Annotated in this window: 11 protein-coding genes; 5 read left to right on the forward strand and 6 right to left on the reverse strand. The window is 65.0% G+C overall.

Annotated elements, in window-relative coordinates; all coding sequences use genetic code 11:
• Positions 1-293: 293 nt before the first annotated feature.
• Positions 294-1,352, reverse strand: coding sequence for an RNA 3'-terminal phosphate cyclase (gene rtcA / locus B2W70_RS02885; protein ID WP_286742668.1), 1,059 nt, complete (start codon positions 1,350-1,352; stop codon positions 294-296).
• 49 nt (positions 1,353-1,401) lie between these two features.
• The gene (locus tag B2W70_RS02890) at positions 1,402-2,622 is read right to left on the reverse strand and encodes an RtcB family protein (RefSeq protein ID WP_286742670.1); all 1,221 of its coding nucleotides are present in this window, start codon (positions 2,620-2,622) and stop codon (positions 1,402-1,404) included.
• Between the two features lie 206 nt (positions 2,623-2,828).
• Between B2W70_RS02890 and rtcR the strand changes: the two genes are divergently transcribed.
• The 5 genes from rtcR to B2W70_RS02915 all read left to right on the forward strand — a co-directional run bounded on the left by rtcR (position 2,829) and on the right by B2W70_RS02915 (position 7,310).
• Positions 2,829-4,439 (forward strand): RNA repair transcriptional activator RtcR, encoded by a 1,611-nt coding sequence (gene rtcR, locus B2W70_RS02895; protein ID WP_286742673.1) that lies wholly within the window; start codon positions 2,829-2,831, stop codon positions 4,437-4,439.
• 359 nt (positions 4,440-4,798) lie between these two features.
• Positions 4,799-5,122 carry a hypothetical protein gene (locus B2W70_RS02900; RefSeq protein WP_058088483.1) on the forward strand — a complete coding sequence of 108 codons (324 nt, stop codon included), beginning with the start codon at positions 4,799-4,801 and terminating at the stop codon, positions 5,120-5,122.
• Positions 5,122-5,352 (forward strand): VF530 family protein, encoded by a 231-nt coding sequence (locus tag B2W70_RS02905; RefSeq protein ID WP_286742678.1) that lies wholly within the window; start codon positions 5,122-5,124, stop codon positions 5,350-5,352. The genes B2W70_RS02900 and B2W70_RS02905 overlap by 1 nt, the downstream gene beginning before the upstream one ends.
• Before the next feature lie 10 nt (positions 5,353-5,362).
• Complete coding sequence (locus B2W70_RS02910) at positions 5,363-6,814, forward strand: SulP family inorganic anion transporter (protein WP_286742680.1); 1,452 nt, start codon at positions 5,363-5,365, stop codon at positions 6,812-6,814.
• A 103-nt stretch (positions 6,815-6,917) separates the two neighbouring features.
• The gene (locus tag B2W70_RS02915) at positions 6,918-7,310 is read left to right on the forward strand and encodes a hypothetical protein (protein ID WP_286742682.1); all 393 of its coding nucleotides are present in this window, start codon (positions 6,918-6,920) and stop codon (positions 7,308-7,310) included.
• 35 nt (positions 7,311-7,345) lie between these two features.
• Here B2W70_RS02915 and B2W70_RS02920 read toward each other — a convergent pair whose 3' ends face one another.
• The 4 genes from B2W70_RS02920 to B2W70_RS02935 form a co-directional block, all read right to left on the reverse strand.
• Positions 7,346-8,380, reverse strand: a complete 1,035-nt coding sequence (locus tag B2W70_RS02920; RefSeq protein WP_286742684.1) for an AraC family transcriptional regulator — start codon at positions 8,378-8,380, stop codon at positions 7,346-7,348.
• Positions 8,381-8,407: 27 nt separating this feature from the next.
• A complete protein-coding gene (locus B2W70_RS02925) occupies positions 8,408-9,448 on the reverse strand; it encodes a fatty acid desaturase (protein ID WP_286742685.1) in 1,041 nt (346 codons plus the stop codon).
• Between the two features lie 120 nt (positions 9,449-9,568).
• Complete coding sequence (locus tag B2W70_RS02930) at positions 9,569-10,282, reverse strand: NAD(P)H-dependent oxidoreductase (protein ID WP_286742687.1); 714 nt, start codon at positions 10,280-10,282, stop codon at positions 9,569-9,571.
• A gap of 49 nt (positions 10,283-10,331) precedes the next feature.
• Positions 10,332-11,384 (reverse strand): esterase-like activity of phytase family protein (locus B2W70_RS02935; RefSeq protein ID WP_286742690.1); only part of this gene is annotated, 1,053 nt, incomplete at its 5' end.

The following is an 11,384-nucleotide window of genomic DNA, read 5'->3' on the forward strand; positions in this document are numbered from 1 at the left end:
TGACCCGCCCCTCTTGGAGGGCGCGGGAGCGGAGTTGTGCACTCATTCGGTTTCCAAAAAGCAAAAGCCCCGGCTCGATGGCAGCGGGGCTTTGCGAGCCGCGCGGTCTGAGGCCGTATCTGTGAGCAGACACGGTTCAGCCGGGGCTTGGGAACCGTGTTCAGTCGTGGGTCGATGTGAACAAGGAGGACATAAGGGGGATCTCCGTCAATGCGGGCGCTGTCGTGGGCGCCTTCAGCAGTCGGCGGCAATGATATGGATGTCCAGGTGAGTTGGCAAGCGGGGTGCGCACCTCAAGTGGCCTCAGGCGCAAAGCGGATCAGCCAGCCTGCACGCCTGTCAGGCTGCTCGGACACCTCGATCCTGACCGGCAAGAAGCGACGGATCACATCCAGGTTGGTCCAGGCGTGCTCGGTCATCTCGCTGGCCGCATAGGCACCTGGCTTCGCGCTGGCTTGCACGGCCAAGGCCATCGGCAGCGCCAGCTGATCGGCCAGGTGAGGGCCCACAGGCGCCTGGCTCGCCATGTAGGCGGCCACTTCCTTGGCCAGGAGCTTGGCCACCTTTTCAGAGGTGACCTCTTTCTCGCCAAAGCTGGTGAACACCTCGGTCACGTGCTCATGTTCCAGCGTGGCCATGAGTGCGTTGCCGGGGCCTTCGTTCTGGCGCGACGGCATGACGCGCAACTGCGCTGTGGTCCAGCCCAGCGTGCGCCCCAAGGTGTCGAGCTCACGGTCCGCAATGCGCACAGACAAGCCCGGCACCAGGCATTCGCCAAAGGCTGCCTGTTGCGCACCGCGCTCCAGCAGATCGAAGGGTGAGAGGCCTTCGCGTGCGGGGCGGATGAGCAGCTCGACCTCGCCTCCACCTGCAGGGTAGAAACCCATGCGCAGCAGTTGGCCCTCCACGTTCACACCCATGCGTGCCAACAGGGGCGCAAAGGCCCGCTCGATGAAGTGCCACGTCGGCGCCATCGGGTTGTGCGTGCCGCCAGACAGCTTCAGCACGCTAGGTGCCTGGGTCAGCATCAATGCGGGCAAAACCGTTTGAAAAACCAGCATGCAGCTGCCAGCCGTGCCAATGGCAAAGCTGTGTTCGCCCGCCCGTGTGGTGCCCGGCGCAAAGCGCAAAGAGGTCGAGCCCAGTTCGGCGCCTTCAACCGTTGCGCCACAAATGGCTTGGGCAGCCTGCACGCAAACGAGGTGCTGGCGCATCAAGCCTGGCTTGGGGCGTTTGGCTCGAATCTGGCTGATGTGCACCGGCTTGCCCGTGCACATGGACAGAGACAAGGCCGTGCGCAGGATCTGCCCCCCGCCTTCGCCTTGCGAGCCGTCGATGTCAATCTCGTTCATTGTTCTTCTCCTCCACATGGGCCGCGCGCTGTCAGGTGCATGGGGCGGCCTACCCTTTGACGCACAGCACCTGCTTGAGGGTGTAAACCACCTCCACCAGGTCCTTTTGCGCTGCCATCACGGCGTCGATGTCCTTGTAGGCCATCGGGATCTCGTCGATCACGGCTTCGTCCTTGCGGCACTCCACGCCTTCGGTTGCCTTGACCTGATCGTCTACCGTGAACATCTTCTTGGCCTTGGTGCGGCTCATCACGCGGCCTGCGCCATGGCTGCAGCTCTCGAAGCTTTCCGGGTTACCCAGGCCGCGCACGATGTAGCTGCGTGCGCCCATGCTCCCCGGAATGATCCCCAGCTCGCCCTTCTTGGCGCTCACCGCACCCTTGCGGGTCACGAAGACTTCTTCACCGAAGTGCGTTTCCTTCTGCACGTAGTTGTGGTGGCAGTTCACCGCCTCCACGTGGGCCTCGAATGGCTTGGTGATGACTTTGCGCACGGTGGCGACGAGGTTCCTCATCATCACCTCGCGGTTGAGCCTGGCGAACTTCTGTGCCCAGCTCACGCCGCGCACATAGTCACCGAAGTACTGGGCACCTTCTTCGAAGTAAGCCAGGTCCTTGTCGGGCAGGTTGCGTTGATGCTGCTCTGCGTCCTTCTTGGCCAGCTCGATGAAGGTCGTGCCGATGGCGTTGCCCACGCCGCGAGAACCAGAGTGCAGCATGAACCACACGGCGCCAGCCTCGTCCAGGCAGACTTCGATGAAGTGGTTGCCCGTGCCGAGGGTTCCCAGGTGCTTGCGGTTGTTGGTGTTGCGCAGGCGAGGGTACTTCTCGCAGATGGCTTCGAACTCATCGACCAGCGTGGCCCAGGCCTGGTCCACCAGCTCCGGCGGGTTCTCCCAGCTGCCGTGGTCGCGTCCGCGCTGCCTGATGGGCGTCATGCCGTGCGGAACGGCTTTCTCGATGGCGGCGCGCAGCGGGCCCAGGTTGTCGGGCAGGTCCTCGGCGCGCAGCGTGGTCTTGCAGGCCATCATCCCGCAGCCGATGTCCACCCCCACTGCGGCGGGGATGATGGCCTTGATGGTCGGGATCACCGAGCCCACCGTCGCGCCGATGCCGAGGTGAACGTCCGGCATGGCAGCGATGTGTTTGAACACGATGGGCAGGCGGGCTGCGTTGGCCAGTTGGCGGCGTGCGTCGTCCTCCACGGGGACGCCTCGGGTCCACATCTTGATGGGCAGCGCGCCTTCTTGCTGTTCGACGTTGTAGTTCATGGTGTTCTCACCTTTTGATCAATGATTTGTTCTGTGCAGCTTCTCTATCGCAATGCATGTGCCAGCTCGCATGAAGGCGCAGGTTGTTTTTTCATCTCATTGATTTACATGGGTTTTTCGAGGTTGATGGTGATTCTGTCTGCGGTCAGGTTGTTGCGATGTTGCTCGTAAAATAGATCAGTAGATAAAAAATTATCTGAACAGATATGGCTAAAAAGACGGTGGTCATCGGGTTCCTGGGGTCGCAGCTGGATGCGGGACAAGGTGCGGGGCGCTGGGAAAAGTGGCGCCCCACGGTGTCCCTGGGGCAGCACGAGGACAAGCTGATCCATCGCATCGAATTGCTTCACTCCCCGCAGCACAAGCGCCTGGCCGAACGCGTGATGGAAGACCTCGGCGCGGTGTCCCCCGATACCGAGGTCCAACTGATCGAGATGGCGCTGGTTGACCCATGGGACTTCGGCGAGGTGTACGCCGCCTTGTACGACTGGGTGAAGGCCTATCCCTTCAAGCCCGAGCAGGAGCAGTATTGGGCGCACATCACGACCGGGACCCATGTGGTGCAGATCTGCATGTTCTTGTTGGTGGAGGCCGGTTTCATCCCCGGCGTGCTGTTGCAGACTTCGCCCCCGCGAAAACAGACCCACGAGAACCCGGGGTCCTTGACGCTGATCGACCTCGATCTCTCGCGCTATGACGTCCTGGCTCAACGCTTCGAGCAAGAGCACCGCGACGCGCAGGCCTTCCTCAAAAGCGGCATCCCCACGCGCAACAAGCGCTTCAACGCCCTGATCGACGAGATCGAGCGCGTGGCCGTGCGGTCCACCGCACCCATTTTGCTGACCGGCCCCACCGGCGCCGGCAAGTCGCACCTGGCGCGGCGGATGTATGAGTTGAAAAAGGCGCGCCACCAGGTCCAGGGTCCCTTCGTGGAAGTGAACTGCGCCACCTTGAAAGGAGATGGCGCTGCCTCGACGCTCTTCGGGCACAAGAAGGGCGCGTTCACTGGCGCCGTGATCGATCGATCCGGATTGCTGCGCACCGCCCACGAAGGCGTATTGTTCCTGGATGAAATCGGTGAGCTGGGGATGGATGAGCAGGCCATGCTGCTCAAAGCCGTCGAGGAAAAGCGCTTCTATCCAGTGGGCAGCGACAAGGAGGTCGCCAGCGACTTTCAGTTGATCGCGGGCACCAACCGTGATCTGCGGCTGGATGTGGCAGCGGGTCGTTTCCGCGAAGACTTGTACGCCCGTGTGAACATCTGGTCATACGAGCTGCCAGGCTTGTCCGGCCGCACCGAAGACATCGAACCCAATGTGGACCACCTGCTGGCCAAAAGCGGTGCGGAGGTAGGGCGCGCGGTTCGCTTCAACGCCGAAGCGAAAGCCATGTACATGCGCTTTGCGCAATCTTCCGAGGCGGCCTGGCTTGGCAACTTCCGTGACCTCACGGCAAGTGTCACGCGCATGGCCACGTTGGCCGAGGGAGGGCGCATCACCACCGATCTGGTGGCCGCTGAGCTGCAGCGCTTGCGGTGGATGTGGCATCGCGCTGGTTCGGGCCGAGATGCCAGCGCAGACGTGGTGGACCTCGGGCAGTGGATCGAGCCCGAATCTCTGGCCGAGATGGACCTGTTTGACCGACTGCAGCTCCAGGCTGTGGTGGGTGTGTGCCTGAGCGCGAAAAGCCTGTCGGACGCGGGGCGGCGCTTGTTTGATCGATCGCGTGAGCAGCGCTCGGCCATCAATGACGCCGACAGGTTGCGCAAGTACCTGGCCAGGTTTGGCTTGAGTTGGCAGGCCTTGGTCAAGGCTTGAGTCGGGTGTGATGAAAGGCGCTCGCCTGCTCCATGTGGCGGCGTCATCGTCAGTCGTTGTATTGTTGGCGAATTGGGTGGTTGGACGCAGCGTGGCTTGCGTTGCCCTGCGGCTGCGGGAAACAATTGCCCGGTCAGCCTCGCATCGGTCAGCCGTCCGACCCCTCGCTTTCATCGCCTCAACAAGGGCTGTCAAGCCGCAGTGGCACAAGGCCTGCTCGGTGCGCAGCGATCGCCAGACGGGCTGTGCCGACGACACAAGCCGCTTTGCGCACGAGTTCCATTCACACCCTGGTCAGGTGTTCACAAGCCCATTCTGAGCGGTCACCAAGTCACCAACTGGCCCGATAGTACGTTTCCATGCCGACACAGATCTTTTACGACACCGCAGAACCCCGGCGCTTGACGCAGGCGCGGGTCATCAACCATTTGATGCGCCGCCGCGCCATGCGGTTTTGCAGGCTGTCGAAAGTGGTGAACCCAATGGCTTCGCTCGACGGACGCAACAGCAGCCCTCACCCCGTCGCCAAGGGCGTGTCGGACCTCAAGGGGCGGATCCTGGGGCTGACACGTCCCGCAGCGACGGCGCATGCCGCCGGCGGGCTGTGGCTGCATGGCGCGGAGCTGATGGCTGAGTCTGATCAGTGGGGTCCTGGTGGCTTGTGGATGGTGGGGGCGGCTTGATGGCACCACAGCAAAACGACCCTTTGCACGGTGCGACCTTGCAGCACATCGTTGAATGCCTGGTGGACTACCATGGCTGGGATGGCTTGGGCCGGCTGATCCCCATCCGCTGCTTCACGCACGACCCCAGCGTGTCGTCGAGCCTGAAGTTCCTGCGGCGCACGCCCTGGGCGCGCGAGAAGGTCGAGGCGCTGTACGTCGAGACCTGGCGCCGCTCCAGGGGGCTTTGAAGTCTCGGCCATGAAGTCTGTTTCGATCCGCCGCGACGTGCTCGCGGGCATCACGACGTCTTTTGCCCTGGTGCCCGAATGCATCGCCTTCGCGCTGGTGGCCCAACTCAACCCGTTGATGGGCCTGTATGGGGCCTTCATCGTCTGCACGATCACGGCCTTGTTCGGGGGGCGGCCGGGCATGGTCTCGGGTGCAGCCGGGTCGATGGCGGTGGTCATCGTGGCCTTGGTGGTGCAGCACGGCGTGCAGCACCTGCTGGCCACGGTGCTGCTCAGTGGCCTCATCATGGTGTTGTTCGGGGCCCTGGGCCTTGGCAAGCTGGTGCGCATGGTGCCCCACCCGGTGATGCTGGGCTTCGTCAACGGCCTGGCCATCGTGATCGCGCTGGCGCAACTGGAGCACTTCCAGTCTGGCGGACATTGGTTGCGGGGTGAGGCGTTGTGGCTCATGGCGGGCCTGGTGGCCCTGACGATGGCCGTGACCTACCTGGTGCCTCGGCTCACCCGAGCCGTGCCGCCTGCGCTGGTGGCCATCCTGGGCGTCGGTTTGTTGACGTGGGGTCTGAACCTGCCCACCCGAACCTTGGGCGACATGGCCCACATCGCGGGCGGCTGGCCCTCGCTGGCCTGGCCCCAGGTGACGTGGGACCTCGAGACGCTCAAGGTGATCGCGCCTTATGCCGTGCTGATGGCCATGGTCGGCCTGCTGGAGACCTTGCTCACCCTCAACCTCACCGACGAGATCACCCAGAGCCGCGGCCGCACCAACCGCGAGTGCGTGGCCTTGGGCGCGGCCAACATCGCTTCAGGCCTGGCTGGCGGCATGGGGGGCTGCGCCATGATCGGCCAGACCATGATCAACCTGAACTCGGGCGGGCGAGGGCGCCTGTCGGGCGTGGTAGCGGGGGTGATGGTGCTGATGTTCGTGTTGTGGCTGTCGCCGCTGATCGAGCAGATCCCGCTGGCGGCGCTGGTGGGGGTGATGTTCGTGGTGGCGCAGCAGACCTTCGCCTGGGGCTCGCTGCAGGTGATCGGCAAGGTACCGCGCCAGGACGTGTTCCTGATCGCGCTGGTCACGGTGGTGACCGTGTTCACCGACCTCGCGGCAGCGGTGCTCTGCGGGGTCGTGATCTCGGCCTTGCACTTCGCGTGGCAGCACGCGCGAGAGCTGCGCGCAGAGGTGGTGACACAGCCTGACGGGGCGCGCACCTACCGCCTTCACGGCACGCTGTTTTTTGCCTCCACCACGGCCTTCCTTGACGCGTTCGCGGTGGCCGATGACCCAGCCCATGTCACGCTCGATTGCCAGCAGCTGAGCTTCGTCGATTATTCGGCCATCGAGGCGCTGCACACCTTGCGGCAGCGTTATGAACGCGCGGGCAAGCACCTGCGGGTGGTGCACCTGTCGCCGCGTTGCAAGCAGTTGCTCAGGCGGGCTGGTTCGGTGGGGTCGTCGGATTGAGCGAGGTGGCGGTGTGAGTGGTTGGCCCAGCAGGCACCAGTCAACGCACTGGCTTCGTTGCGCGGCACTGGGCCTGTGGCTGCTCAGCCTTGGGCTGCCCACCTTGCCAACACCTGCCATCGGGGCCACGGCCGGCACCCCGCTGCCGGGTGCCTACCTGCTGGCCAAGAGCCTGGTCATGGCGCTGTACCTGCCCCAGTCCATCCAGTACCCTCTGCACCTGATCAGCCTGGCGGGCAACTTGGTGTTCCTGCGCGAGTTGCTTGCCTTGCTGCCGCGTTGGCAGGGCCGATGGCCGGTCTGGCCTGCATGGATGATGGGCGCCCTGGTGCTGTCTCATGCGCACGTGGGCTGGCGCACGCTCAGCCCCGAAGGACAGGTGCCCTTGCCGGGCATCCTGAGTCAGCCGGGGTACTTCGTGTGGTTGGCGGCCTTCGTGCTGATCTGGCTGGCGGCGTGCTGCCAGCCACGCACGGCGACTGGCCAAGGCGGCTGACGCTGGCATGTTTGGAAAACACCTGCTCGCTCCCGTCAGGGCATTTCTGCGGCCGAATTTCCCCGCAGCATCCGATGCCGATGCGCCCCGGGTGCCTCGCCCGTTGCCCGCTTGAAAAAGCGGCTGAAGCCCGACAGGTCGGAAAAGCCCAGCAGGTAGGCGATTTCGCTGAGCGCGTGGACCTCCTGGCTCAGCAGGCGCCGGGCCACGGCCAGCCGCGCCCGGTCGAGGATGTCGCAGTAAGACGTGCCCTGCTCCTGCAGCCTGCGCTGCAGCGTGCGAAGGCTCAGGCCCAGGCGCTCGGCCACCCGCTCCTGCGTGGCGCCACCACGCGGCAGCAACTCGACCAGCAAGCCCAGCACGCGGTGTTGCAGGTTGTCCTTCTCGACGTCGGCGAGCATCTTCACGAGGATGGGGTCGTGGTGGCGCGCCAGGTGGGCGTCGCCGTCGCGCAAGGGGGCATCGAGTTCACTGAGTCGAAACCGCAGCTCGTTGCGGTCGCTGCCGTAGTGGATCGGGCAGCGGAAGGCGGCGTCGAAGGACTGGGCGTCCTGGGGGCGCGGGCGTTTGAGCTGGACCTCGGCTGGCTCAGCGGGCAGCGGGCTGGCCAGCGCGCGGCACATGCGCACCATGCAGGACATGAAAGCGTCGACCGACTCGTGCGAGATGCCATAGCCATCGGGGGCCATCAGCTCGAAGCGGGCCCATTCGCCATCGACCGTGAAGTGGAGCTCGCCCGCGTCCGAGACGATGCGGAAGTAACGCAGCAGCCGCGCAAAGGCGTCGCGCAGCGTGGGGCTGGCCGCCAGCGACAGGCCCAAGGCGTGGAAGGTGTTGGCGCGCACGTGGCTGGCCACGCGGATGCCGAAGCCCGCGTCGCCCGAAGCGGCCGTGGCCAGGCGCCAGAGCAGGCTGGTTTGCTCGATGGGGATGCGCGCCTGAGGCGTGCGCAGCGACGCTGGCGAGATGCCGGCTTGCAGCAAGATGCCATCGGCGTCACAGCCACACGAGACCAGGGTGTGGTGGATGACGCCGACCCAGCTGGCCAGGGAAGTGGGGGAGCGGTGCATGTCGGGGCGCCTCAAGGGGCGCGACGATTATGCGGCGACACCCAGCCGGTTGGCGCGCGCAAAGGTGCCGAAGTCGTTGAAGCGCACGCCCATCTCCCGCATCACCGGTTTGATCTCGGAGGCGGTCATCTGCCGAACGTAGAAGGGCTCTTTGACCAGGAAGTGGTGGATGGCGTGGGTCGAGCCGAAGTTGAAGCAGAACAGGTGAAACGGCAGCATGAGCCACGAGTCCAGCACCTGGCACTCCTCGATCTGGTTGCCCGCCTCGACGTCACCGTGGTAGTGCATGTTGCTGCTGACGAAATGCAGGCAGAAGCTGCGCAGCACGTTGGGCGCGATCAGCACCACCACCCACGCGCCCAGCGTGTGCATGAACGACAGCGTGTTGGCCGACCACGCGATGGGTGAGCCCAGCGCAGCTGCAACGGCGTCGATCGCGTGAAAGGCCAGGAAGGCGTGCCAGCTGGCCCAGAACACCACGCCCAGCGGGAAGTACGCCATGAACGATCGCTTGAGGATGTTGAGCATCGACGGCGCGCGGTGAGCGCGCAGCAGCACCGACAACGCGTTGTCACCCAGCATGATCAGGCGGCGCAGTCCCCAGGGCTCGCCATTGGTGATGGCGCGCTCTTCCAGGTCCACCGCCTGACCCGAGGTCTTGTGGTGGTGAAAGTGCAGCTCGCGCCGCACCCAGGGGTTGACGGTGCTGGGCCGTGCCAGCCACACCAGGCCCATCATCAGGTTGTGCGCCCAGGGCGTCTTCCTGAAGTACATCTTGTGGATGAGGTCGTGTTCGAGCTCGTGGGTGAGCGAGGCGAACATCGCCGTGACCACGATGGTCAGCCACGCAGGCCAGGCGCCTTGCAGGTACAGCCAGCCCGAGGCCAGCATGCCCACCAGCGCGAAGGCCAGGATGCCTGCGCCGATGGCGTCCTGGTGCTGCAGGACGGGGTGGCGCTGACGCAGCGCGGCGCCTGCGGCCTCGGCGACCTGCTTGATGTGGGCGGCTCGGGTGGCGTGGGGTGCCTGAAGAGAGGGCTTGACCATGGTTCGGGCTGGACGAGTCATGTGGGATGCCCCATGGTAGGCAGACGTGCCCGCCAGCGCCATGGCGTGAGCCGCCACCTGATTGGCTTTTTCCGCCAGTGCCGGTGGGCCGCCCTCAGGCCACGCGCGAGCCCCTCGGGGTCAACCCGCGGTGGGTCGCAGCGGGTGCATCGTCGCGTCGTAGTCGTTGAGCGAAGGCATCGTCAAAGGCTCGAGCGAGTCCAGTTGGTTCAGGTGCGCCTGGTAGGCCTGCATGATGGCTTCGCGCTCAGGCTGTTTCAGGTAGGGCACGTGGTAGGCCACGAAAGGCGGCAACACCGTCAGACCCACGTAACCCAGCATGCCTTGCTGGATGGGCTTGAGCAGGGTTTCGAGCTCGCCATGCACGGCGCCAGGGCCGAACATGTGGGGCTGGCCACCCAGGGAGGTGGCGAGCATGGCGCGCTTGCCCTTGAGGCCACCACGGTCGTAGATGCGGGTGCCGCCGTAGCAGACACCCGAGATGAAGACTCGGTCAACCCAGCCTTTGAGGATGGCCGGCATGCTGTACCAGTAAACGGGGAAGCTGAAGATGATCAGGTCGGCCCACTGCACCTTCTCGACCTCGGCCACGATGTCGGGCGCCAGCGTCTTGCTTTGCCAGCCCTGACGCTGCTCCAGCGCATAGGTGAGGTGGTCGGGGTTCTGGCGGCTACCGAAGTCGGCCGCCGAGGCCACCGGGTTGAAGCCCATGGCGTACAGGTCGGAGACCTGCACCTGCCAGCCCGCCTGCTCGAAGTGGCGGACGGTGAGGTCCTTCATCGACGTGACGAAAGACTGGGGTTCGTTGTGGGCGTGAACGATGAGCAGTTTCATGGGGCGGTTCCTGGGTTCGACCGCCCGCGATCTTAGGGCCTTTGCTACATCAACGTCCCGGCTTGCGGCCCAGGCCCAGGATGGCGCACAGGCCGCCCAACAGCATCGCCCAGGTCTTGGGCTCGGGCACTTGCGAGACCTGCAGGGCCACGAACTGCGTGAACTGGGTGCCGCTGAAGTTGTTGTCCGACACCAGCACCAGCGTTTGCTTGCCACCGATCACCGGGCCCAGCGTCAGGCCTTCGATGTTGTCCAGGGCCAGCGGCGAGCCATCGTCGTTGCGCAAGTCGGAAAGGTCGAGCAGCAGCTCCTTTTTGGCGGCCACGACGCTGTCGTCGCCATCGATGCTCTCGCGGCCGGAGATGTCGGTGGCGTGGCGGGCGTCGATGTGGAACAGGCGGATGGTGTTGCCTGTCACCGGGGTGCCGGGCGTTTGCGCGCCGATGGCGAACGAGCGCTCGATGCCGATGAACTGGCGGTCGCCGATGGCCAGCAGGTCGGTCAGGCCATTGGTGGCGAAGGCGCCCGCGGGGTTGGGCGCGATGGCCACGGGCGAGACGTCGTAGGCGTACTCGGCACCAGCCTGACCGCTGGCCACGTCGAAGGACAGGATGCGGCTGCGCGAGCCCCTGCTCACAGACGCCGTGGGGCCGTCTTGAACCAGCGCATTCTCGGTGGCGGTGTAGAGCGTGCGGCCGTCGGTGGAGAAGGTCAGGCTCTCGAAGGCCAGGTTGTTGACGATGCCCCGGTCTCCCGCAGCGGTGCCTGCTGCGCTGCCCAGGGGCTTGTATGCGGCCGGCACGCCGAACGCGCGAACGTGCGAGCCATCCAGGCGCATCTCGCGCACGGTGGGGTCTTGCAGGCCGGCGGCGCTGCGCTGGCCTTCGTTGCTCCACACCAGGGTCTTCGTGGCGGCGTTGTAGCGGATGCCTTCCGGGTCAACCGTGTTGGTGGCGAAAGCCGCGCCGGTGGGCGTTTGCAACGTGGTCACGCTGTTGAAGGCCACGCCTGCCGCACCCGGGGTGGCCGAGCGAGCGAAGCGATCGATGTCCAGGCTGAGGTTGTAGAAGCGCGCGGCGTTCAGGCCACTGCGGTCGTCGCT

The organism is Aquabacterium sp. UBA2148 (genome assembly GCF_002328915.1).
Classification (GTDB): domain Bacteria; phylum Pseudomonadota; class Gammaproteobacteria; order Burkholderiales; family Burkholderiaceae_C; genus Aquabacterium; species Aquabacterium parvum.

Bases quoted from the DNA above. Each gene is read 5' to 3' on its own strand.
- rtcA (WP_286742668.1), bottom strand. From the start codon at position 1,352: ATGAACGAGATTGACATCGACGGCTCGCAAGGCGAAGGCGGGGGGCAG.
- B2W70_RS02890 (WP_286742670.1), bottom strand. From the start codon at position 2,622: ATGAACTACAACGTCGAACAGCAAGAAGGCGCGCTGCCCATCAAGATG.
- rtcR (WP_286742673.1), top strand. From the start codon at position 2,829: ATGGCTAAAAAGACGGTGGTCATCGGGTTCCTGGGGTCGCAGCTGGAT.
- B2W70_RS02900 (WP_058088483.1), top strand. From the start codon at position 4,799: ATGCCGACACAGATCTTTTACGACACCGCAGAACCCCGGCGCTTGACG.
- B2W70_RS02905 (WP_286742678.1), top strand. From the start codon at position 5,122: ATGGCACCACAGCAAAACGACCCTTTGCACGGTGCGACCTTGCAGCAC.
- B2W70_RS02910 (WP_286742680.1), top strand. From the start codon at position 5,363: ATGAAGTCTGTTTCGATCCGCCGCGACGTGCTCGCGGGCATCACGACG.
- B2W70_RS02920 (WP_286742684.1), bottom strand. From the start codon at position 8,380: ATGCACCGCTCCCCCACTTCCCTGGCCAGCTGGGTCGGCGTCATCCAC.
- B2W70_RS02925 (WP_286742685.1), bottom strand. From the start codon at position 9,448: ATGACTCGTCCAGCCCGAACCATGGTCAAGCCCTCTCTTCAGGCACCC.
- B2W70_RS02930 (WP_286742687.1), bottom strand. From the start codon at position 10,282: ATGAAACTGCTCATCGTTCACGCCCACAACGAACCCCAGTCTTTCGTC.